This window comes from Acidovorax sp. BL-A-41-H1 (assembly GCF_051942715.1).
Genome location: NZ_JBPVJQ010000005.1, coordinates 154186 through 176258 on the forward strand (window position 1 = coordinate 154186; position 22073 = coordinate 176258).

Annotated in this window: 17 protein-coding genes and 2 tRNA genes; 8 read left to right on the forward strand and 11 right to left on the reverse strand. The window is 63.4% G+C overall.

Annotated features, from left to right (window positions below; genetic code table 11):
- Nucleotides 1–10: 10 nt before the first annotated feature.
- The 3 genes from ACTPOI_RS11830 to ACTPOI_RS11840 are packed head-to-tail and all read right to left on the reverse strand — an operon-like array spanning nt 11 to nt 1949.
- Complete coding sequence (locus ACTPOI_RS11830; protein WP_440109017.1) at nt 11–904, reverse strand: DUF3106 domain-containing protein; 894 nt, start codon at nt 902–904, stop codon at nt 11–13.
- Nucleotides 905–933: 29 nt separating this feature from the next.
- Nucleotides 934–1383 carry a DUF3619 family protein gene (locus ACTPOI_RS11835; protein ID WP_440109019.1) on the reverse strand — a complete coding sequence of 150 codons (450 nt, stop codon included), beginning with the start codon at nt 1381–1383 and terminating at the stop codon, nt 934–936.
- Entirely contained in the window at nt 1380–1949 is a 570-nt protein-coding gene (locus tag ACTPOI_RS11840; protein ID WP_069105448.1) for an RNA polymerase sigma factor, read from the reverse strand. The genes ACTPOI_RS11835 and ACTPOI_RS11840 overlap by 4 nt, the downstream gene beginning before the upstream one ends.
- Nucleotides 1950–2242: 293 nt before the next feature.
- On the opposite strand from ACTPOI_RS11840, the gene ACTPOI_RS11845 reads away from it, so the two are divergent.
- The 6 genes from ACTPOI_RS11845 (at nt 2243) to ACTPOI_RS11870 (ending at nt 9724) form a co-directional block, all read left to right on the forward strand.
- The gene (locus ACTPOI_RS11845) at nt 2243–4036 is read left to right on the forward strand and encodes an acetolactate synthase 3 catalytic subunit (RefSeq protein ID WP_440109021.1); all 1794 of its coding nucleotides are present in this window, start codon (nt 2243–2245) and stop codon (nt 4034–4036) included.
- A gap of 146 nt (nt 4037–4182) precedes the next feature.
- Nucleotides 4183–4674, forward strand: a complete 492-nt coding sequence (ilvN, locus tag ACTPOI_RS11850) for an acetolactate synthase small subunit (RefSeq protein WP_015013659.1) — start codon at nt 4183–4185, stop codon at nt 4672–4674.
- A 54-nt stretch (nt 4675–4728) separates the two neighbouring features.
- Nucleotides 4729–5745, forward strand: coding sequence for a ketol-acid reductoisomerase (gene ilvC / locus ACTPOI_RS11855; protein ID WP_300455741.1), 1017 nt, complete (start codon nt 4729–4731; stop codon nt 5743–5745).
- A gap of 210 nt (nt 5746–5955) precedes the next feature.
- A complete protein-coding gene (gene pssA / locus ACTPOI_RS11860; RefSeq protein ID WP_440109024.1) occupies nt 5956–6789 on the forward strand; it encodes a CDP-diacylglycerol--serine O-phosphatidyltransferase in 834 nt (277 codons plus the stop codon).
- Between the two features lie 210 nt (nt 6790–6999).
- Nucleotides 7000–8538 (forward strand): 2-isopropylmalate synthase, encoded by a 1539-nt coding sequence (locus ACTPOI_RS11865; protein WP_440109026.1) that lies wholly within the window; start codon nt 7000–7002, stop codon nt 8536–8538.
- Between the two features lie 115 nt (nt 8539–8653).
- Complete coding sequence (locus tag ACTPOI_RS11870; protein WP_440109028.1) at nt 8654–9724, forward strand: serine hydrolase; 1071 nt, start codon at nt 8654–8656, stop codon at nt 9722–9724.
- Between the two features lie 149 nt (nt 9725–9873).
- On the opposite strand, the gene ACTPOI_RS11875 is transcribed toward ACTPOI_RS11870, so the two are convergent.
- The 6 genes from ACTPOI_RS11875 to ACTPOI_RS11900 form a co-directional block, all read right to left on the reverse strand.
- Nucleotides 9874–10719: an IclR family transcriptional regulator gene (locus ACTPOI_RS11875; RefSeq protein WP_440109030.1), complete on the reverse strand. Its 846-nt coding sequence runs from the start codon at nt 10717–10719 to the stop codon at nt 9874–9876.
- A 55-nt stretch (nt 10720–10774) separates the two neighbouring features.
- Entirely contained in the window at nt 10775–11545 is a 771-nt protein-coding gene (locus ACTPOI_RS11880) for an arginyltransferase (protein ID WP_440109032.1), read from the reverse strand.
- Nucleotides 11542–12297 carry a leucyl/phenylalanyl-tRNA--protein transferase gene (gene aat / locus ACTPOI_RS11885; protein ID WP_440109033.1) on the reverse strand — a complete coding sequence of 252 codons (756 nt, stop codon included), beginning with the start codon at nt 12295–12297 and terminating at the stop codon, nt 11542–11544. The genes ACTPOI_RS11880 and aat overlap by 4 nt, the downstream gene beginning before the upstream one ends.
- A gap of 127 nt (nt 12298–12424) precedes the next feature.
- Nucleotides 12425–12500 (reverse strand) — tRNA-Asn (locus ACTPOI_RS11890).
- Nucleotides 12501–12561: 61 nt separating this feature from the next.
- Nucleotides 12562–12637, reverse strand: a tRNA-Asn gene (locus ACTPOI_RS11895).
- Nucleotides 12638–12802: 165 nt separating this feature from the next.
- Nucleotides 12803–13228: a YbaN family protein gene (locus ACTPOI_RS11900; RefSeq protein WP_440109467.1), complete on the reverse strand. Its 426-nt coding sequence runs from the start codon at nt 13226–13228 to the stop codon at nt 12803–12805.
- 152 nt (nt 13229–13380) lie between these two features.
- Here ACTPOI_RS11900 and def point away from each other — a divergent pair, with 152 nt between their 5' ends.
- Nucleotides 13381–13920, forward strand: coding sequence for a peptide deformylase (gene def, locus ACTPOI_RS11905; RefSeq protein ID WP_440109034.1), 540 nt, complete (start codon nt 13381–13383; stop codon nt 13918–13920).
- A gap of 247 nt (nt 13921–14167) precedes the next feature.
- On the opposite strand, the gene ACTPOI_RS11910 is transcribed toward def, so the two are convergent.
- Nucleotides 14168–16768, reverse strand: coding sequence for a [protein-PII] uridylyltransferase (locus ACTPOI_RS11910; RefSeq protein WP_440109036.1), 2601 nt, complete (start codon nt 16766–16768; stop codon nt 14168–14170).
- A gap of 145 nt (nt 16769–16913) precedes the next feature.
- A complete protein-coding gene (gene map / locus ACTPOI_RS11915; RefSeq protein WP_440109038.1) occupies nt 16914–17729 on the reverse strand; it encodes a type I methionyl aminopeptidase in 816 nt (271 codons plus the stop codon).
- 165 nt (nt 17730–17894) lie between these two features.
- On the opposite strand from map, the gene purL reads away from it, so the two are divergent.
- Nucleotides 17895–21902 (forward strand): phosphoribosylformylglycinamidine synthase, encoded by a 4008-nt coding sequence (gene purL / locus ACTPOI_RS11920; RefSeq protein WP_440109040.1) that lies wholly within the window; start codon nt 17895–17897, stop codon nt 21900–21902.
- The last annotated feature ends 171 nt before the right edge of the window (nt 21903–22073 follow it).

Sequence of the window (22073 nt, forward strand, 5' to 3'; positions counted from 1 at the left end):
AGCAACAGGACTACTGAGGATACAACCCGGAGTTGTCCGGCGTGACCACTGCGGGCGTTGCCGGTGGGGCGGCCACCGCCTCGGCAGCTTCGGGCATGGCCGGGAGGGGCGCGGGCACTGCCACTGGGGTTACCACAGGTGCTGTCTCGACGACCGTGGAAGCGGGCGCTGGCTGCGGTGCACCAGGTGTCTGCAGCGTGGCAGGCGACACAGGCGCCGCAACCCGTGGTGCGTTGTCGATCACGGGCGGGATCTTGGGCGCATTGGGCCGCTCCGGGTTGGCCTGCACGGCGGCAGGCACCTGGGCCAGCTTTTTGGCGGGCACCGGGCTGAGCGCAGTTGCTGCGCCCTTGGGCTTGGGCTGTGCTGCGGCCGCAAGCGCCGCTCGCTCCGCATCGGACAGCGCCTGGTACGCCTCCCACTGCGCGCGCTTGTCATCGAGTCCCAGGCGACTGGTGACGGCGTAGTTCAGGCGCGCCTGGTTGCGCTGCTGGGCACTCAGGTTTGCCCATTCGGTCATCCGCTCGTGGACTTTGGCCTGCTCTGCAGTGGGCAAGGCGGTGAAGTTGACGGCGAGCGCCAGCCAGCGTCGCTTTTGTGCTTCGCCGATCATTACCCAGCGCTCGGCCAGCGGGTAAAGCGCAAGTTGCTGTGCCGTGCTCAGCGATTCCCAGCTGGGCCCGGTCTCAGAGTCGGGTGCCGTGGTCAGGCGCGTCAATGGCGTGCTGCGGGCGTAGTTCGGGCTGGCCACTGCCGCCGCCGCCCCGGCAACGAGAGCCGTCCCGGGCGCCATGCGAAGGCGGTCCAGCGCCATCCAGCCACCGGCCGTCATCGCAGCCAGAAGCACCGATGCCAGCACAAAGGCTGGCACGGCGTGGGAGATGCCGGAAGACTTGATGTGCATGCGGTCCGGGGCCTGGCAATACGCCAGTGTCAGCGCCCCTGCGCCGCGGACGTTTTCAGGAACTGCACAAAACCGGGATCTGCGTAAGCAGATGGTGGCAGGTCGTCGGTCAACAGCGCGGCATCCACTTCTGCCACGTCGTTCGTGTTTTTCTCATCCTGGGCAATGTTGATCATCACCAGCCCCGCCACCAGCGCCAACAAGGGGATCGACGAGAGCAGGGCGCTCAGCCAGCCGCCGCCTTCACCACCGCGGCCCAGCGTGGCGGTACCGCCCGTGCCCACGATGGCTGGAGCCGTACGCAGGACAGGGGCGACCACCTTGCGCTTGGCAACGGCCTGCATCCGGGCAGCACGCAGGCGCTCGGAGATGTCGTAGGGGAGTTCGTCTGAGCCCGCTGACAGGCGCACGGCCACCCTGCGCGCAAAGCGCTCTGCGGCGGCTTGAGCCTCAATAGAAGGTGTCTGTACGGTGTTCATGGCTCGATTCCTTTGGCTTTCAGTGCCTTGCCCAGGGTTTGAATGGCGCGAAAACAGTGGGTTTTGACGCTGCCCTCGGAGCAGCCCATGGCGGCCGCTGTTTCTGCTACATCCATTTCTTCCCAATAACGCATGAGGAAGGCTTCCCGTTGACGTGGCGGAAGTTCCGCGATTTCAGCTTCTATCCCCCGAAAGATCTGCGCCCGCCGCGTGATGTCTTCCGCGCTTTCGGCACGATCCCCATCATCCGGGCCCGAGTACGCTTCCAGCAGATCAAAATCCGTGCCATCTTCGCCGGGCCCTTCAAAGTCGCTCATGCTCGAAAACAGTGCATTGCGTGTTTTCTGGCGGCGAAACCAGTCCAGTGTGCAATTGGACAGTATTCGCTGATAAAGCATGGGGAGTTCCCCGGCGGGTTTGTCTCCGTAATGCTCGGCCAGCTTCAGCATGCTGTCCTGAACGATGTCCAGTGCCGCTTCCTCATTGCGCACATGGTAGAGCGAGCGCTTGAAAGCGCGCTTTTCTACACTTTTGAGGAAATCGGAGAGTTCTTGTTCAGTGGCCAAGACGGGTCAGCCCCGAGGGGCGGTGCGTTGGAGTCCGCGGAAGCTGTGGCGGGCTCGGCACGTTGCAGCCCTCCATTATTGCACTGCAACGTGTTTTTTTCGGGGGTCGCTGCGTTTACACGTGTTGCAGTGCGATAATCGCCTCTGCAATTCAAAAGGCAAACGGGTCCTGGTCCGGCGCGGCAATCATCCCGCCCATGTCCTTGGCCTCAAGTCCCAAGCTGGCTTCACAAGAGCGCGTGCGAGGGGCACCCAAGGTTTTTCGTCAGAGAAATTCACAAAGGTTGATCATCATGGAAATCTCCAAGGCTGAACTCAGTTCGGCTGCCGCTGCTTCGCAGGGCAACACCTCCCCCGCTTCCCCCTCGCAGGACCTCATGGGTTCCGAGATCCTCGTCAAGGCGCTTCAGGCCGAGAACGTCGAATTCATCTGGGGCTACCCCGGCGGTGCGGTTCTGTACATCTACGACGCCCTGTACAAGCAAGACACCATCCAGCATGTGCTGGTGCGCCATGAGCAGGCTGCCGTACACGCCGCTGACGGCTATGCCCGTGCCACAGGTGAAGTGGGCGTGGCGCTGGTCACGTCCGGCCCTGGGCTTACCAATGCGGTGACCGGTATCGCCACGGCGTACATGGACAGCATCCCCATGGTGATCATCTCCGGTCAGGTGCCCACGCCTGCCATCGGGCTCGATGCCTTCCAGGAATGTGACACCGTCGGCATCACACGCCCTATCGTCAAGCACAACTTCCTGGTCAAGGATCCGCGCGATCTGGCGATGACGATGAAGAAGGCATTTCACATCGCCCGCACCGGCCGCCCCGGCCCTGTGGTGGTCGATGTGCCCAAGGACGTGTCCTTCAAGAAGGTTCCTTACACCGGTTATCCGCAGTCGGTGGAAATGCGCTCGTACAACCCCGTGCGCAAGGGCCATGGTGGCCAGATTCGCAAGGCGCTTCAGCTGTTGCTGACCGCCAAGCGTCCCTACATCTACACCGGCGGCGGCGTGCTGCTGGGCAATGCGACCGACGAGCTGCGCACGCTGGTGGACATGCTGGGCTACCCGGTCACGAACACACTGATGGGGCTGGGCGCCTACCCGGCTTCGGACCGCAAGTTTCTGGGCATGCTGGGCATGCACGGCACGATTGAGGCCAACAACGCCATGCAGAACTGCGATGTTCTGCTGGCCGTCGGCGCGCGCTTTGATGACCGCGTGATCGGCAATCCCAAGCACTTCGCGCAGAACGACCGCAAGATCATCCATATCGACATCGATCCTTCAAGCATTTCCAAGCGCGTGAAGGTGGACGTGCCGATCGTTGGCGACGTCAAGGACGTGCTGACCGAGCTGATCTCCATGATCCGCGAGAGCAGCACCCGGCCCGATGGCGGCGCACTGGCCGCCTGGTGGGACACCATCGAGGGCTGGCGCAAGCGTGACTGTCTCAAGTACAGCATGGGCAGCGGCGATGTCATCAAGCCCCAGTATGTGGTCGAAACGCTGTGGAACATGACCAAGGATGCGGATACGTACATCACATCCGACGTGGGCCAGCACCAGATGTGGGCAGCGCAGTACTACCGTTTTGACGAGCCACGCCGCTGGATCAACTCGGGTGGTTTGGGCACCATGGGCGTGGGCATTCCCTACGCCATGGGTATCAAGCTGGCCAAGCCGGAATCCGAAGTGTTCTGCATCACGGGCGAAGGCTCGGTGCAGATGAACATCCAGGAGCTGTCCACCTGCCTGCAGTACAACACGCCGATCAAGATCTGCTCGTTGAACAACCGCTATCTGGGCATGGTGCGCCAGTGGCAGGAGATCGAATACTCCGGCCGCTACAGTCACAGCTACATGGACGCGTTGCCCAATTTCGTGAAGCTCGCCGAGGCCTATGGCCACGTGGGCATGCTGATCGAGCACCCCCGGGATGTGGAACCTGCGCTCCGCGAAGCACGCAAGCTCAAGGACCGCACTGTGTTCCTGGACTTCCGTACTGACCCCACCGAGAACGTGTTCCCGATGGTGCAGGCCGGCAAGGGCATTACCGAAATGCTGCTGGGGTCGGAAGACCTTTAACAAGCCAAATCGGCCTTAAGCGCTTGTTCATCAAGCGCTACCAGCTATCGAATCGATAGCATTCACTTTTTTGACGAATCTATTGCCTGCCAAGCCCGTGCATTACCGTGCACGGGGGAGGGCAGCGAAAAGAGGAATCTGCACCTATGAAACACATCATTGCTGTCCTGCTGGAAAACGAGCCCGGTGCTCTTTCCCGCGTTGTGGGCCTGTTCTCGGCCCGTGGCTACAACATCGAATCGCTCACCGTGGCGCCTACCGAGGATGCATCGCTTTCGCGCATGACCATCCAGACGACGGGGTCTGACGACGTGATCGAGCAGATCACCAAGCACCTGAACCGTCTCATTGAGGTGGTGAAGGTGGTCGACCTGACCGAAGGCGCCTATACCGAGCGCGAGCTCATGATGGTGAAGGTGCGCGCCGTGGGCAAGGAGCGCGAAGAGATGAAACGCATGGCCGACATCTTCCGCGGCCGCATCATCGACGTGACCGAAAAGAGCTACACGATCGAGTTGACCGGTGACCAGTCCAAGAACGACGCGTTCCTGCAGGCCATTGACCGCACCGCCATCCTCGAAACCGTCCGCACGGGGGCCAGCGGCATCGGCCGCGGCGAGCGCATCCTGCGCGTGTAAGACAATTCCGACTTTTCCATCCCACCCAACAACGTATTTCAACCGGAGCAACCCATGAAAGTTTTCTACGATAAAGACACCGACCTGAGCCTGATCAAGGGCAAGACTGTGGCCATCATTGGCTACGGCAGCCAAGGCCACGCCCACGCACAAAACCTGAATGACAGCGGCGTGAAGGTGGTGGTCGGCCTGCGCAAGGGCGGTGCCTCGTGGGACAAGGTTGGCAAGGCTGGCCTGACGGTGATGGAAGTGAACGATGCGGTCAAGGCGGCCGACGTGGTCATGATCCTGTTGCCCGATGAAGACATCGCAGCGGTGTACAAGAACAACGTCGAACCCAATATCAAGCAAGGTGCTTCGCTGGCCTTCGCGCACGGCTTCAACGTGCACTACAACCAGGTCGTGCCCCGCGCTGACCTGGATGTGTGGATGGTCGCTCCCAAGGCCCCTGGCCACACGGTGCGCAACACGTACACCCAGGGCGGCGGCGTGCCTCACCTGGTCGCCGTGCACCAGGACAAGTCTGGCAAGGCCCGTGACCTGGCCCTGAGCTACGCTGCAGCCAACGGCGGCGGCAAGGCCGGCATCATCGAGACCAACTTCAAGGAAGAAACCGAGACCGACCTGTTCGGTGAACAGGCCGTGTTGTGCGGTGGCGCTGTCGAGCTGATCAAGATGGGCTATGAAACCCTGGTCGAAGCCGGCTACGCGCCTGAAATGGCGTACTTCGAGTGCCTGCACGAACTCAAGCTGATCGTGGATCTGATCTACGAAGGCGGCATCGCCAACATGAACTACTCGATCTCGAACAACGCCGAATACGGCGAGTACGTGACCGGCCCTGAAGTGATCAACGAAGAGTCGCGCAAGGCCATGCGCAATGCGCTCAAGCGCATCCAGAATGGCGACTACGCCAAGATGTTCATCCAGGAAGGCCGCCTGAACTACCCCAGCATGACGGCCCGCCGCCGCAACACGGCCGACCACAGCATCGAAGTGGTGGGTGCCCAGCTGCGCGCCATGATGCCCTGGATTGCCAAGAACAAGCTGGTCGACCAGACCCGCAACTGATGCCGGGCCCTTGCGGCCTGACCCACGCAAAGGCCACTTCGGTGGCCTTTTTTTCGTCCCATCGGCAACGGTGCAAGTTGTTTCAAGGCGCTACACTGCGGCCTTCGTCTTGAGAGCGCGCCGCCACGCCCGTGGTTCGTCGTTGCGATCCAATTACTACAAAATTGATAGCTGCTTGTGCAAGCGTAACAAGCGCTGGAGGTCTCTTTGATGCATGATGGCAACGATTCCCCTGACTCTGCCGTTCTGGTAGAGCGCAAGCGACGCAAGGGGATCTACATCCTGCCCAACCTGTTCACCCTGGCTGCGCTGTTTGGCGGCTTCTACTCGGTGGTGATGGCGATGAACAGCCGGTTTGATCTGGCTGCTGTCGGCGTGTTCTGCGCGATGGTGCTAGACAGCCTCGATGGACGCGTGGCCCGCATGACCAACACCCAGAGCGCGTTTGGCGAGCAAATGGACTCACTGTCGGACATGGTGTCTTTTGGTGCAGCCCCTGCGCTCATTGCTTATGAGTGGGCCCTTCAGGGCTTGGGACGCTGGGGCTGGATCGCGGCTTTTGTCTACTGCGCCTGCGCTGCATTGCGTCTGGCGCGCTTCAACGTGAACACCAGCGTGGTCGACAAGCGTTACTTTCAGGGGTTGCCTTCCCCGGCCGCCGCTGCATTGGTGGCGGGCTTCATCTGGCTGATGACCGAACTGGGCGTGAACCGTGGAGACGACGGATGGCTGACCTGGTCGCAGACCACCTGGGTGATGTTCGCGTTCACGCTGTACGCGGGGCTCACGATGGTGACGAACGTGCCCTTCTACAGCTTCAAGGACGTGCAGATGCGCAAGAGCGTACCGTTTGCAGCCATCGTGCTGATCGCTTTGGGCATTGCGGTCATCAACATCCATCCGCCCATCGTGCTGTTTGGCGTCTTTGTGGCGTACGGGCTCAGCGGGTACGGCGTATACGCGTGGCGCAGGGCCAAGGGCCAGCACAGCAGCGTGATCAGCACGTCGACCGAAGAACCTGATGAGCGTGGCCTTCACAAGTGATGCCGCCTCGATCACGTGATGTGTGCTACATTGCAAGACATGAATTTGTTCGCAATTGCCCTACTGCTACCTCCCCACGGGCGGAGACGGTAGGCGCACGCGCACACTTTTTCCACAAAGGCCCGTATGCACCCGCAACGGGCCTTTTGTTTTGGGCGCCAGTTTTTAGCGTTGCGGGTTGAACCCACCACCCATACCAGGAGAGACGACATGGCTGACAAGCTGATCATTTTTGACACGACATTGCGTGACGGCGAGCAATCCCCCGGCGCATCGATGACCAAGGACGAGAAACTGCGCATTGCGCGGCAGCTTGAGCGCCTGAAGGTGGACGTGATCGAAGCCGGCTTTGCAGCCAGCTCCAATGGAGATTTCGACGCCGTACAGGCCATTGCCAACGCCATCAAGGACTCCACGATCTGCTCGCTCTCGCGCGCCAACGACCGTGACATCTCCCGGGCTGCCGAAGCGCTCAAGGGTGCCAACAGCGCCCGTATCCATACGTTCATCGCGACCAGCGCGCTCCACATGGAGAAGAAGCTGCGCATGACGCCCGACCAAGTGCTCGAGCAGGCCAAGCAATCCGTGCGGTTTGCCCGCAACCTTGTGGCCGATATCGAGTTCAGCCCTGAAGACGGGTACCGCAGCGACCCGGACTTCCTGTGCCGCGTGCTGGAGGCTGTGATCAACGAAGGCGCAACTACGATCAATGTGCCCGACACCGTGGGGTACGCCATTCCCGAGCTGTATGGCAATTTCATCAAGACGCTGCGTGAGCGCATTCCCAATAGCGACAAGGCCATCTGGTCGGTGCACTGCCACAACGACCTGGGTATGGCTGTTGCCAATTCGCTGGCCGGCGTGAAGATTGGTGGCGCACGCCAGGTGGAGTGCACGATCAACGGCCTGGGCGAGCGCGCGGGCAACTGTTCGCTGGAAGAGGTCGTGATGGCGGTCAAGACGCGCCGTGACTACTTCAACCTGGACCTCGGCATCGACACGCAACACATCGTCGCGGCCAGCCGGATGGTGAGCCAGACCACTGGTTTCGTGGTGCAGCCCAACAAGGCGGTTGTGGGCGCCAACGCATTCGCCCACGCCAGCGGTATCCACCAGGACGGCGTGCTCAAGGCCCGCGATACCTATGAAATCATGCGTGCGGAAGATGTGGGTTGGAGCGCCAACAAGATCGTTCTGGGCAAACTCAGTGGTCGCAATGCTTTCAAGCAGCGCCTGCAGGAACTGGGTGTGAGCCTGGATAGCGAAACTGATGTCAACACGGCCTTCACCCGCTTCAAGGAACTGGCAGACCGCAAGAGCGAGATCTTCGACGAAGACATCCTTGCATTGGTGAGCGATGAAAGCGTGACCAGCGAGAAGGAGCAGTACGGTTTTGTATCGCTGTTCCAGCAAAGCGAGACGGGCGAGCAGCCACGGGCGCGCATTGTGTTCACGGTGGACGGCCAGGAGGTGCGCAGTGAGTCGGACGGAAACGGCCCCGTGGACGCGTCGCTCAAGGCGATCGAGTCGCATGTCAAGAGCGGGGCAGAGATGGTGCTGTATTCGGTGAATGCCATCAGCGGCTCCACCGAGAGCCAGGGCGAGGTCACGGTGCGGTTGCAAAACAGTGGCCGCGTGGTCAATGGCGTAGGCGCCGATCCGGACATCGTGGTGGCATCTGCCAAGGCGTACCTGAGCGCGCTGAACAAGTTACAAAGTAAAGCTGATCGTGTGGCTGCGCAGGGCTGATTGATCTTCCTATAATTCAGCCGCTTTCTTGAAAAGTCGCGCAAGGTGTTGATCTTGCGCGACTTTTTCTGATTCTGTACACTGGTCCACATTCTTTACCATTTGGAGCACTTTGATGCACCATGGCCGCAGCTCCGCAGTGACCTCTTTTTCTCGCTTTCTGGGTTTTGCCGCGCTTGCCGCGGCGCTGGTCTCCCCGGCGGCTTTTGCTACACCCGCCAAGGATTCCTCTGCCAAGAAGCAACCGCGCGCCGCGGTCAGCAAGGCAGCTCCTACCCGCGCGGCGGCCCAGGCCAAGTCGGTGCGTGTGTCGGCCAAATCGTCCAAAGCGGCCACGCGTGTGGCCTATACACCCGCACGGCCTTCCTTTGGTCAGGTGGCGGGCTTGCATGAGGTCAGTGACCCGCTCGACCTCAAGTCCAGCGTGGCGTATGTGATTGATCAGGACACGCATGAGGTTCTACTGAGCAAGAACGACCAGGCGGTACTGCCCATTGCGTCGCTCACCAAGCTGATGACCGGGATGATCATTTCGCAGGCCCAGTTGCCGATGGATGAGCCGATCACCATCACCCAGGAAGACGTAGACACGGAGAAGGGCAGCAGCTCCCGGCTGGCGGTGGGCTCCACACTCACCCGCGGCGAAATGCTGCACCTAGCGCTCATGTCCAGCGAAAACCGTGCGGCCCATGCACTTGGACGCACGTTCCCTGGTGGCATGGGTGTATTTGTGGCTCAGATGAATGTCAAGGCCATGCTGCTGGGCATGACGGACACCAAGTATGTCGAGCCCACCGGCCTTTCCAGCCGCAACCAGTCCAGCGCGCGCGATCTGGCCACGCTGGTAAATGTGGCACATGGCGATCCGTTGCTCCGCGAGCTGTCCACTTCACCTGGCTATGAAGTGGCGTTGGGCCGCCGTACGCTGCAGTACAACAATACCAACGGTCTGGTGAAGAACCCGACCTGGGACATCGGCCTGCAAAAGACCGGCTATATCTCGGAAGCAGGCCGGTGCCTGGTCATGCAGACCAAGGTAGCGGGCCGCAAGCTGATCATGGTGTTTCTTGACTCGGCCGGCAAGTTCAGTCGCTTGGGCGATGCCGAACGCGTGCGTCGCTGGGTGGAAACCATGCCGGCGCCTCTGGCGGCCCCAATGCAGGCCCGGGCAGGCGGTAACGGCTGATCAACGCGACACACTGCCTTGGTGCGGTCTGGCCGGATTAGTTTTGGTGGAACCCCCGTCGGCTGAGTCGACGCCTGTCGCCGCGCGTCGGCTGGGGCGGACCGGTCGGCCCGCATTCAGTGTGGAACCGGCCCGCACCGGCTACAGTCTCAGCCTGCGAGCGTGCCTTGCGAGCCGTTCCCGGCGCTGCCCAGCAGGGCGTCGCGCGGCATCCCCGAAGACAGGTTATGGCCGAGCGCCAGCGAAATCTCGTTGGCCGTGGCTTGCAGCTTGGGCAGCCAGCCCTCGTCCAGCCGATCTGCTGGCGCAGAAATCGACAGCCCTGCCACCAGCTTGCCCTGGTCGTCGTATACGCCCGCTGCCATGCAGCGCACACCGAGTTCCAGTTCTTCATTGTCACGCGCAATCCCGTACTGTCGCGCGCGGGCCAGTTCGCGCTCCAGCAGCGGCAGCTGGGTAATGCTGTTGCGGGTGTGGCCTGCAAGCCCTGTGCGTGTGGCGTAGGCGCGGATGCGCTGCGGGTCGTCCAGTGCCAGAAACAGTTTGCCGGTGGAGGTGAGGTGCAGCGGCGCGCGCCCTCCGATGGCGCGTACCACCTGCATGCCGGAGCGCTCGCTGTAGGCACGCTCGACATACACGATTTCGTCGCCCTGGCGCATGCTCAGGTTCACCGGCTGCTGAATGAGCTTGTGAAGATTGCGCATTGGCGTGAGCGCTGCATCGCGCACGCTCAGGCGGGCCTTGACCAGATTGCCCAGCTCCAGCAGGCGCATGCCGAGGCGGTAGCTTCCAGACTCCGGCCGGTCCACAAAGCGGCCAATCGTCAGGTCGTTCAGGATGCGGTGTGTGGTGGACGGGTGCAGGCCCGTCTTTTCGCTGATTTCCTTCAGCGAGATCGCGTCCTCGCGCGAAGCAAGCACGTCGATCAAAGTGAACATGCGTTCCAGCACCTGCACGCTTGGCTTGGCTGGAATGCCGGGATCTGTTTTTTTCATGGGCGGCCAAGAGACATAGCCGCTGCATCTTACCTTGTGAAATGCGTTTCCGCAGTCACGCAGGCGGGGCGTCGCCTTGTGGTCGTGTGGTACTGCGCTGCCATTCGCCACCCGTGCGGATTTCGTGCGGAACGAATCGGGCCTTGTAGTTCATCTTGGGGCTCGCTTCGATCCAGTAGCCCAGGTACACATAGGGCAGCCCCAGCGATTGGGCCTGTGCGATTTGCCACATCACGTTGTACGTGCCGTAACTGCGCTTGGGCTCCGGCTCGTAGAAGGTGTACACCGCCGACAGCCCGTCATCCAGCACGTCCAGAATGGACACCATCTTCAGCACGCCGGGTTCGCCATCGACCGAATCGGGCTCACGAAACTCGACCAGCCGCGAATTGACCCGGCTTTGAAGCAGAAACTGCGTGTACTGGTCAATGCTGTCCTGATCCATGCCCCCCCCGGCGTGGCGTCCGTTTTGGTAACGCAGGTAGAGCTGGTAGTGCTCGGGCATGAAGCAAAGTCGCAGCACGCGGGCCTGCAAGTTGCTGTGCTGGGCCAACGCACGTTTCTGGCTGCGGTCAGGGGTGAATTCACCCACCCGCACCCGCAAGGGCGTGCATGCGTCGCAGCCGTCGCAGTACGGGCGGTAGGTGAACATGCCGCTGCGCCGGAACCCCTTGGCGACCAGGTCTGAATAAACGTCGCTTTGAATGAGGTGGCTGGGGGTGGCGACCTGCGAGCGCGCCATGCGATTCGGCAGATAGCTGCACGGGTAGGGCGCTGTGGCGTAGAACTGCAGAGTCTGCAGCGGAAGGTCGTTGAGTTGCGTCATGCCGTGGTCACGGTAGCGGGCAGCAGTTCGTTCCAGTATATGGGCTCGAATTGCCACTGCATGGGCGGGCGACGGGATGCCCTTGCAGTGTGCGCGAGGAATTCTGTACGGCTGATTTCCCGCGCGCCGAGCGAGGCAAGGTGTTGCGTATTCTGCTGGCAGTCCACCAGGTCGGCCCCTTCGCGCCGGCACAGACAGACAAGCGCCGCCAGCGCGATCTTGGACGCATCGGTCGCATGCGCAAACATCGATTCGCCAAAGACTGCGTGCCCCAGAGCCACACAGTACAACCCGCCCACCAGTTCGCCGTCTACCCACGTCTCTACGCTGTGCGCATACCCGGCGGTATGCAATGCGGTGTACGCCGCCACCATGTCCGGCACGATCCAGGTGCCGTTTTGCCCTTCGCGCGGCTTGCCTGCGCACGCCGCGATCACCTCTCGAAACGCGTGATCCACCCGGATCTCGCAGCGCGGGCTATGGCGAAATGCCTTCAGCTTTTGCTTGAGCGAGCGGTGCAGGCGGAACTCGGCCACAGGCAGCACCATGCGCGGGTCGGGCGCCCACCACCAAATGGGCTGGCCTGTGCTGTACCAGGGGAACGTGCCTTGTGAATACGCCGCACGGAGGTTGTCCACGCTGAGCGAGCCGCCCGCGGCCAGCAGCCCGGGTGCTGGCGTGGTGTCGTCCCAGGCTTGGTCGGGCGCGGGCAGTGCGTCGTCTGGTTCCAGCCAGGGGAGAGGTGCAGACATGATGTGGTGAATCCTGCGGCTGGCATTCTTGCGTTGATCGCCGGATTGTCATGCAGACAACCGAGTGCAGCAGCGCGGCCTGGCAACAAAAAAGCCCTGCATTGAAAAACAATGCAGGGCTTCTTGTTGGCTCCTCGACCTGGGCTCGAACCAGGGACCTACGGATTAACAGTCCGGCGCTCTACCGACTGAGCTATCGAGGAATGATCGGTATCTGTGGCTAACTAAAAGGCCCCGCGTACACATGCAGGGCCTGCAAATTCTTGGCTCCTCGACCTGGGCTCGAACCAGGGACCTACGGATTAACAGTCCGGCGCTCTACCGACTGAGCTATCGAGGAACAAGACTTAGATTATATACACAAAAGTGGAGCGAAATCGAGCTGGATTGGGTGGCGCACCGCGGGCACGGTCACCGACACGGTCCGCCGAACAGGCCCGGCCCGGGGCGCCGGCACGCACGTCTTGCTTGAGCTGATTTTCCCAAGCCGCCCCTATGCGATTCCTCAGCGCGGCTCGGGCCTGCGCCACAGCCACGCCAGCACGCACGCCATGCAGCCGATGGCGATGACCCACACCCAGGTGCGTGACGCCGTGGCCCACAGGATCACGCTGCTCAGCGCCATCACCAGCGTGGCGCTCCATTTGGCGCGGCGGCTCACGGTGCCGCCCTGCGTCCAGTTGCGCAGCGGTGGCCCGAGCAGGCGGTGGTTCCAGAGCCAGCGGTACAGCCGGGGCGAGCTTCGGGCTGCCGCCCAGGCGGCCATCAACACGAAGACGGTGGTCGGCATGCCGGGCACGATCACGCCCACCACCGCCAGGCCGAGGCAGAGCACCGCGAACGCATGCAGCACCCAGCGCAACACCCTGGGCAGCGGGCGCGGCGCGGGCGCGCTGCCGGAAGGGTGGGAGGGCTCGTCGTGCTTCACCATGAAGGCTCCTATTGTGGCTGCGTTGCAGCCGTCGGCCGCCCACCGGGCAGTGCCTGCATCCATGTGCATATGCCGTGTGGGGCGCGATACGTCTTACGGCGCTATCCTCTGGCCCGACGCTGCGCTTTGTGCCGCGAAGAAAAGAACCCACCATGACCATCCACACCATCCTCAAGATGGGCGACCCGCGCCTGCTGCGCGTTGCCCAGCCCGTTCAGGAGTTCGGCACCGAAGCATTGCGCGCTCTGGTGCAGGACATGTTCGACACCATGCGCGCCGTCAATGGCGCAGGGCTGGCGGCACCACAGATCGGGGTCGACCTGCAGCTGGTGATCTTCGGATCGGAGTCACGCAACCCGCGGTATCCCGACCGGCCGCTGGTACCGCCGACGGTGCTGCTCAATCCGGTGATCACACCGATCGGCGCGCAGGAAGAGGAGGACTGGGAGGGCTGCCTTTCCGTGCCCGGGTTGCGGGGCAAGGTGCCGCGCTGGGCGCGCATCCGCTACACCGGCTTTGATGTGGATGGCGTTCCCATCGACCGCACGGTAGACGGCTTTCATGCGCGGGTGGTGCAGCATGAATGCGACCACCTCATCGGCAAGCTGTACCCGATGCGGGTACGTGACTTCACGCAGTTCGGTTTTACCGAGGTTCTGTTCCCGGAAATTGATGCAACGGAAGACGATTGAGCTGCTTCGATGGTGCATTGCATCGCCTGGACTGGGGTTGACCTGCGCGTGCGCGAACACCAAACCAGGGATCACGAGCCATGCGAACCCTAGGGAGGGCACAAGATGCCCGCGGAGCCGTCAGAGGTGAAAATTCAAGCGAAAAAAGCCTGTAGCGCTTGATTTAATTGCCTCTATTGCTATATCGTTTATAGCAATCATGGCTTTTGGGGTGCGGGCGTCCCTCCAGCCACTCGCGTGCGGCCCATCAATTGCTCAGCGCACTCAGCAGTTCCGTCTCGATCTGGATCTGGCGCGCGTTGTTCTGAAGCTCGGGGCCCTGGATCAGGAAGGTGTCTTCCACGCGCTCGCCCAGCGTACTGACCTTGGCCAGCTGCACGCTCAGCTGGTGCTGCGCCAGGATGCGGGCCACCAGGTAAAGCAAACCAGCGCGGTCGCTGGCGGAGATGCCCAGCAGCCAGCGCTGCGCCTTCTCATCAGGCCGCAGCGTCACGCGGGGCGCGACCGGAAAGCTCTTCACGCGCCGCGAAACGCGCCGGCGCGCCGGCTCGGGCAGCGCGCCACCCTCGGCGATGGCGCGCACCAGGTCGCTCTCGACCATGTGCGTCAGTTCGCGGTAATGGCCAGGCTGCTCCGATGCCGATGAAGCCACCACCTGGAAGGTATCGAGCGCGTAACCATTGTTGGCGGTGTGCACGCGTGCATCCAGAATGCTGAAGCCCGCGCGGTCGAAATAGCCGCAGATGCGCGCAAACAGGTCGGCCTGGTCGGCGGCGTACACCATCACCTGCAACCCATCGCCCGCCAGCGACTGACGTGCGCGCACCACCGGTTTCAGCGTGCCCACATGGCGCGAGAGATGACGCGTGTGCCAGGCGATGTCGGCCGCCTCGTGGCGCATGAAATAGCTCACATCCAGCGTGGCCCAAAGCGCCTTGTGGGCGTCGAAGGGCAGGGCGCTCAGGGCCAGCAGCACCAGCGCCTCGCGCTTGCGGCTTTCGATCTCGGCGGCGGCATCGGGGGCGCGGCCGCCCAGGGTGCGCAGGGTGGCGCGGTACAGGTCTTCCAGCAGTTTGCCCTTCCAGGCGTTCCACACCTTGGGGCTGGTGCCGCGGATGTCTGCCACGGTGAGCAAATACAGCGCGGTGAGGTAGCGCTCGTTGCCCACGCGGGCCGCAAACGCGGCAATCACGTCGGGGTCGCTCAGGTCTTCCTTCTGGGCAATGCGGCTCATCGTCAGGTGTTCGGTCACCATGAACTCGATGAGTTTGGCGTCCTCGCGGTCCACGCCGTGCTGGCGACAGAACTGGCGCACTTCCACGGCGCCGATCTGCGAGTGGTCGCCGCCACGGCCCTTGCCGATGTCATGGAACAGCGCTGCGATGTACAGGATCCACGGCTTGTCCCAGCCGCCCGCCAGCTGCGAGCAAAACGGGTATTCGTGGGCATGTTCGGCCATGAAGAAGCGGCGCACATTGCGCAGCACCATCAGGATGTGCTGGTCGACCGTGTACACATGGAACAGGTCATGCTGCATCTGTCCGACGATGCGGCGAAACGGCCACAGGTAGCGGCCCAGCACCGAGGTCTGGTTCATCAGCCGCATGGCGTGCGTGATGCCCGCGGGCTGCTGCAGGATGCGCATGAACGCGGCGCGGTTGACGGGGTCGCGGCGGAATTTGGCGTCCATCACGCCGCGGGCGTTGTACAGCGCGCGCAGCGTGCGGGCCGACAGGTCCTTGAGGCCTACCGTGGTCTGGTAGAGCAAAAAGGTTTCCAGGATGGCGTGCGGGTCGCGCACATACAGGTCGTCGCTGGCCACCTCGATGAGCCCGGCCTTCTCGAAGAAGCGTTCGTTGATGGGCCGCGGCTCGTGGGTGGAGGGGTTCAGGTGCTCCTCGATATTGAGCAGCAGGATCTGGCTGAGCTGCGAGACCGCCTTGGCCGCCCAGTAGTAGCGGCGCATCAGGCTTTCGCTGGCGCGCATGGGCAGACGCACGCCGTCGGGCGACAGCGAGCGGTAGCCGAACGACTCGGCCACGGCCGTCTGCAGGTCGAACACCAGTCGGTCTTCGTGCCGGCCTGCCGCAGCGTGCAGACGCGCACGGATCAGGCACAGCAGGGCTTCGTTGCGCTCGATCTGGCGCACCTCGAACGCCGTGGCCATTCCGTTGGCTGCCAGTTCACGCCAGTTGCTGCCCAGGCCTGCGGCGCGCGCGACCCACAGAATCATCTGCAGGTCGCGCAAGCCGCCGGGCGATTCCTTGCAGTTGGGCTCCAGTGAATACGGCGTGTTTTCGTACTTGTTGTGGCGCTGGCGCATTTCCAGCGTCTTGGCGACCAGAAATGCATGCGGGTCGAGCTGGGCGCGGTAGCGCTCCTGGAACTGCGCAAACAGCGCTGCATCGCCGCAGACCAGACGCGCTTCGAGCATCGAGGTCTGTACCGTCACGTCGCCCGCGGCTTCGGCCATGCACTCGGCCACCGTGCGCACGCTGGAGCCGATCTCCAGGCCCGCGTCCCAGCAGCTGCCGATGAACTTTTCAAGCTGCGCGCGCAGCACGCTGCAATCGTCGGCAGACCGCGTATCCGGCATCAGCAGCAGCACGTCGACGTCGGAATACGGAAAAAGCTGATCGCGCCCAAAGCCGCCCACTGCCACCAGCGCGAGGTCGGCCGGAAGCTCTGCCCTGCGCCACAGCGTACACAGCAATCCGCCTGCCAGACTGGAGAGCCGACGCAGCGCCGTGCGGATGCCGCGTGCCGATGCTCCGGTGGCCTGCATGTCGGCCAGCAGGGCTGCCTTGTCGCGGCGGTAGGCGTCACGCAGCGCGTGGAGGTCGGTCATGGTCATGGGCGCTCGGTGGCATCAAAAGGGCGGAAGGGCCATCACACAGGCCCGGCCGAATGCAGCAAGAGTGGTGCCAACCACGGTGCGGGCTGGAATGGCGCAGTGCATGCATGGGCCTGTGTGCCTGCCTGCGCCGCGCCGGTCAGGTGGCGGTGGCGGTCACGAAGGCCGGCAGTGCGGGTGAGCCTGCCGACAGCGTCATCACCTCGTAACCGGTCGGCGTGACCAGCACCGTGTGCTCCCACTGGGCTGACAGGCTGTGGTCCTTGGTCACGATGGTCCAGCCGTCGTTGCCAAATTCCTTCACCTCGCGGCGGCCAGCGTTGATCATGGGCTCGATGGTGAAGACCATGCCGGGCACGAGCTCTTCGAGCGTGCCAGGGCGGCCGTAGTGCAGCACCTGTGGCTCTTCGTGGAACTTTTGGCCAATGCCGTGGCCGCAGAACTCGCGCACGATGGAAAAACCGTGGCCTTCGGCAAACTTCTGGATCGCGTGGCCGATGTCACCCAGGCGGGCGCCGGGCTTGACCTGCACGATGCCGTGCCACATGGCCTCAAACGTGATGGCCGACAGGCGCTTGGCAGCAATCGAGCATTCGCCGATGAGGTACATGCGGCTGTTGTCGCCGTACCAGCCGTCCTTGGTGATCACCGTCACGTCCACGTTCACGATGTCGCCTTTTTTCAGGGGCTTGTCGTTGGGAATGCCGTGGCAGACCACGTGGTTGACCGATGTGCACAGCGATGCCGGGTAGGGCGGGTAGCCAGGCGGCTGGTAGCCCACCGTGGCGGAGATGGTGCCCTGCTGGGCCATGCACTCGGCGCCCAGGCGGTCGATTTCCTTGGTGGTGATGCCAGGCTTGATGTGCGGTGCGATGTAGTCCAGCACTTCCGAGGCAAGGCGGCAGGCCAGGCGCATGCCCTCGATGTCCTCGGCGGTTTTGATGGTGATGCTCATGGCGGCAATTATCCCATCGGGCCTTGACCGGCGTCGGGTCCGGGCCGGGAGGCCGTGCCCGCCCGGTAAAATGCCGGGCTGACTTCCCAGGCGACGGGGCTACCGCCCCTGTGCCTCGTGGATGCGCCTCCCCCCGTACCCCTCACTCCCCATCAGGCCGCTACCGTGACCTTGCACATGACCACGCTGGAGGGCGGCAACGCTCTCAGCTCCTTTCGCGCCCAGCAACTCCAGCCTGCCCTTGAGGCGATTCACCCCAAGATCACCGGCATTGCAGCGCGCTTTGTGCACCTGGTAGCCACCGACGCAGCCCCCTCGGCTGACGAGCGCAGCCGCCTGGAAGCCCTGCTGACATATGGCGACCCGTACACCGGCCCTCAGGACGGCGCCGCGCTGCTGGTCACGCCCCGCCTGGGTACGCTGTCGCCATGGGCTTCCAAGGCTACCGACATTGCGCGCAACTGCGGCATCGCCATCCGCCGGGTGGAGCGCATCACCGAATACCGCATCAGCCTCAAATCCAGCCTGCTGGGCAAGACGCCCGAGCTGACCGCCGAGCAACTGGCCCAGGTGGCCGCCCTGCTGCACGACCGCATGACCGAATCGGTGGTGGCCGACCGAAGCGGGGCCGCAGCCCTGTTTACCGAACTGCAGCCCGCGCCCATGGAGCATGTGGACGTGCTGGCCGGCGGTCGCGCTGCCCTGGAAGCCGCCAACACCCGCTTTGGTCTGGCGCTGGCCGACGATGAAATCGACTACCTCGTCAATGCCTTCGCGGGTCTCAAGCGCAACCCCACCGATGTGGAACTGATGATGTTCGCGCAGGCCAACAGCGAGCACTGCCGCCACAAGATCTTCAACGCGCAGTTCACCATCGACGGCGTGGCGCAGGACAAGAGCCTGTTCGGGATGATCCGCAACACCCACCAGCTGGCACCCCAGCACACGGTCATTGCGTATTCGGACAACGCCTCGGTCATGGAAGGGCATCAGGTAGAGCGTTTTGTAGCCAAAATGGCTGATAGCCCAAGCGATTCAATGCCTGGTAGCTATCAAAAGAGTAGCGTTACCCAGCATGTGCTGATGAAGGTGGAAACACACAACCACCCCACGGCCATCTCGCCGTTCCCCGGTGCATCCACTGGCGCGGGCGGTGAGATCCGTGACGAAGGCGCGACGGGCCGGGGCTCCAAGCCCAAGGCGGGCCTCACGGGCTTCACCGTGTCCAAGCTCTGGGGTAGCACCGTGGGCAAGCCCGAGCACATTGCCAGCCCACTGCAGATCATGGTCGAGGGGCCTCTGGGCGGCGCGGCGTTCAACAACGAATTCGGTCGCCCCAACCTGAACGGCTACTTCCGCGAGTATGAGCAGGAAGTCGGCGGCGTGCAGCGCGGCTACCACAAGCCCATCATGATCGCGGGCGGCGTGGGCGTGATCGATGCCGAACTCACGAAGAAGATCGAATTTCCCGCTGGCTCGCTGCTGATCCAGCTGGGCGGCCCGGGCATGCGCATCGGCATGGGCGGGAGTGCCGCCAGCTCCATGGCCACCGGCACCAACGCTGCCGAGCTGGACTTTGACTCGGTGCAGCGTGGCAACCCGGAGATCGAGCGCCGGGCGCAAGAGGTCATCAACCACTGCTGGGCGCAGGGCGCGGCGAACCCCATCCTGGCCATCCATGACGTGGGCGCGGGCGGTTTGTCCAACGCCTTCCCTGAGCTGACCAACGATGCAGGCCGTGGTGCGCGCTTTGACCTGCGCGCTGTGCAGCTGGAAGAGTCCGGCATGGCACCGAAGGAAATCTGGAGCAACGAATCGCAAGAGCGTTACGTGCTGGCGATTGCTCCTGAATCGCTGGAACAGTTCAAGGCCTTCTGCGAGCGCGAGCGCTGCCCATTCGCCGTGATCGGCACCGCCACCGAAGAGCGCCAGCTGGTGCTGCACGACCCCGCCGCCACGGCCGACGACCAGAAGCTGCCCGTGGACATGCCCATGAACGTGCTGTTGGGCAAGCCGCCCAAGATGCACCGAGACGTGAAGACCGTGGTGCGCGAATTCGCACCGATGGACTTGACTGGCGTGCCGCTGCAAAAGGCCGTGATCGACGTGCTGGCCCACCCCACGGTGGCGTCCAAGCGCTTCCTCATCACCATTGGCGACCGCACCGTGGGTGGCCTCTCCCACCGCGACCAGATGGTGGGCCCCTGGCAAGTGCCCGTGGCCGATTGCGCCGTGACGTTGGCTGACTACAAAGGCTTCGCGGGCGAAGCCATGAGCATGGGCGAGCGCACCCCGCTGGCCGCCATCAACGCGCCCGCGTCGGGCCGCATGGCGGTGGCCGAGGCGCTGACCAATCTGCTGGCTGCGCCCATCGAGCTGCCGCGTGTGAAGCTGTCGGCCAACTGGATGGCCGCGTGTGGCGAGCCCGGCGAAGACGCGGCCCTGTACGAGACCGTGAAGGCCGTGGGCATGGAACTGTGCCCGGCGCTGGGCGTGTCCATCCCGGTGGGCAAGGATTCGCTGTCGATGCGCACGCAGTGGAGCGAAGGCGCGGACAAGAAAAAAGTGACCTCGCCTGTTAGTCTGATCGTGAGCGCATTCGCGTCGCTGGCCGATGTGCGCGGCACGCTCACCCCACAGCTCAATGCCACCGAGGCCGACACCACGCTGGTGCTGATCGACCTGGGCAAGGGCCAGAACCGCATGGGCGGCAGCATTCTGGGCCAGACCCTGGACCAGAGCGGCGATGTGGTGCCCGATGTGGACGACCCGAAAGATCTGGTCAACCTCGTCAACGCCGTGAACGCACTGCGCGCCCAGGGCCGCATCCTGGCGTACCACGACCGCAGCGACGGTGGCCTGCTGGCCGCAGTGGCTGAAATGGCTTTCGCGGGCCATGTGGGCGTGTCGCTCAACGTGGACCTGCTGGTGACGGAAGGCGACGGCATCAGCGACAGCCGCGCCGAGGTGGGCGATGCCAAGAACTGGTCCGGTCAGGTCAGCGCGCGCCGCGAAGAACTCACGCTCAAGGCCCTGTTCAACGAAGAGCTGGGCGTGGTGCTGCAGGTCAAGACCAGCGAGCGCAATGACGTGATGCAAACCCTGCGCGAGCATGGTTTGTCGAAGTTCAGCCACTTCATCGGCAAGACGCGGCCCGCTTCGTCCCCCATCGCAGCGGGCAAGGGCGAGCTGCAGGTCTGGCGCGATGCCAAGGCCGTGTTCAGCGCGCCGCTGGCCGACCTGCACCAGGTGTGGGACGCGGTGAGCTGGAAGATCTGCCAGCAGCGCGACAACCCGGCCAACGCCGATGCCGAGCACGCTGCAGCGGGCGAGCCCACTGACCCGGGTCTGCATGTGCGCCTGACGTTTGACGCCGCCGACAACGTGGCTGCGCCGTACCTCAACCTCGCCAAGCCCAAGGTCGCCATCCTGCGCGAGCAGGGCGTGAACTCGCATGTGGAAATGGCCTACGCCTTCACCGAAGCGGGCTTTGAGGCCTACGACGTGCACATGACCGACCTGCAGACCGGCCGCGTCAAGCTCGAAGACTTCAAGGGCGTGGTCGCCTGCGGCGGCTTCAGCTACGGCGACACCTTGGGCGCTGGCATCGGGTGGGCGCGGTCCATCACCTTCAACCCCGTGCTGGCGGCGCAGTTCCAGGGTTTCTTTGGCCGCGCTGACACGTTTGGCCTGGGCGTGTGCAACGGCTGCCAGATGTTTGCCGAGCTGGCCGACATCATCCCTGGCGCGCAAGACTGGCCGCGCTTCACCACCAACCAGAGCGAGCGTTTCGAGGCCCGCCTGTCGCTGGTGGAAGTGCTCGAATCGCCCAGCCTGTTCCTGCAAGGCATGGCCGGCAGCCGCCTGCCGATTGCGGTGGCGCATGGCGAGGGGTATGCCAACTTCAAGTACCGCGGCAGTGCCGACAAGGCCATTGCTGCCATGCGCTATGTGGACAACCACGGCAAGGCGACCGAGCAGTACCCGTTCAACCCCAACGGCAGCGCGGGCGGCCTGACGGCCGTGACCACGGCCGACGGCCGCTTCACGGCCATGATGCCGCACCCCGAGCGCGTGTTCCGCAATGTGCAGGTGAGCTGGACCAGCGAAGACGCGGCGCAATACAGCGGGTGGATGCGCATCTGGCGCAATGCGCGCAAGTGGGTGAACTAGCAGGTACATCCCCCTGAGCGGCTGCGCCGCTTCCCCCTTCTCTCGAATGGCTGCGCCATTCGGGAAGGGGGACGCAGCCCTCGCTGCGGGGCGGCCCTTGCTCGGCTGCCCTGGCGTTTAGGCTGCGCGGGCTCTTGGGTCTGCGCGTGGCGCTGGCGCGCCGGGCACTGC

Excerpts from the sequence above, each read along its gene's own strand:
- ACTPOI_RS11870 (WP_440109028.1), top strand. The coding sequence starts at position 8,654 with ATGCACCATGGCCGCAGCTCCGCAGTGACCTCTTTTTCTCGCTTTCTG.
- map (WP_440109038.1), bottom strand. The coding sequence starts at position 17,729 with ATGAGCATCACCATCAAAACCGCCGAGGACATCGAGGGCATGCGCCTG.
- ACTPOI_RS11910 (WP_440109036.1), bottom strand. The coding sequence starts at position 16,768 with ATGACCGACCTCCACGCGCTGCGTGACGCCTACCGCCGCGACAAGGCA.
- aat (WP_440109033.1), bottom strand. The coding sequence starts at position 12,297 with ATGTCTGCACCTCTCCCCTGGCTGGAACCAGACGACGCACTGCCCGCG.
- ACTPOI_RS11865 (WP_440109026.1), top strand. The coding sequence starts at position 7,000 with ATGGCTGACAAGCTGATCATTTTTGACACGACATTGCGTGACGGCGAG.
- ACTPOI_RS11875 (WP_440109030.1), bottom strand. The coding sequence starts at position 10,719 with ATGAAAAAAACAGATCCCGGCATTCCAGCCAAGCCAAGCGTGCAGGTG.
- def (WP_440109034.1), top strand. The coding sequence starts at position 13,381 with ATGACCATCCACACCATCCTCAAGATGGGCGACCCGCGCCTGCTGCGC.
- ACTPOI_RS11845 (WP_440109021.1), top strand. The coding sequence starts at position 2,243 with ATGGAAATCTCCAAGGCTGAACTCAGTTCGGCTGCCGCTGCTTCGCAG.
- ACTPOI_RS11835 (WP_440109019.1), bottom strand. The coding sequence starts at position 1,383 with ATGAACACCGTACAGACACCTTCTATTGAGGCTCAAGCCGCCGCAGAG.
- ilvN (WP_015013659.1), top strand. The coding sequence starts at position 4,183 with ATGAAACACATCATTGCTGTCCTGCTGGAAAACGAGCCCGGTGCTCTT.
- ACTPOI_RS11900 (WP_440109467.1), bottom strand. The coding sequence starts at position 13,228 with ATGGTGAAGCACGACGAGCCCTCCCACCCTTCCGGCAGCGCGCCCGCG.
- ACTPOI_RS11880 (WP_440109032.1), bottom strand. The coding sequence starts at position 11,545 with ATGACGCAACTCAACGACCTTCCGCTGCAGACTCTGCAGTTCTACGCC.
- ilvC (WP_300455741.1), top strand. The coding sequence starts at position 4,729 with ATGAAAGTTTTCTACGATAAAGACACCGACCTGAGCCTGATCAAGGGC.
- ACTPOI_RS11830 (WP_440109017.1), bottom strand. The coding sequence starts at position 904 with ATGCACATCAAGTCTTCCGGCATCTCCCACGCCGTGCCAGCCTTTGTG.
- pssA (WP_440109024.1), top strand. The coding sequence starts at position 5,956 with ATGCATGATGGCAACGATTCCCCTGACTCTGCCGTTCTGGTAGAGCGC.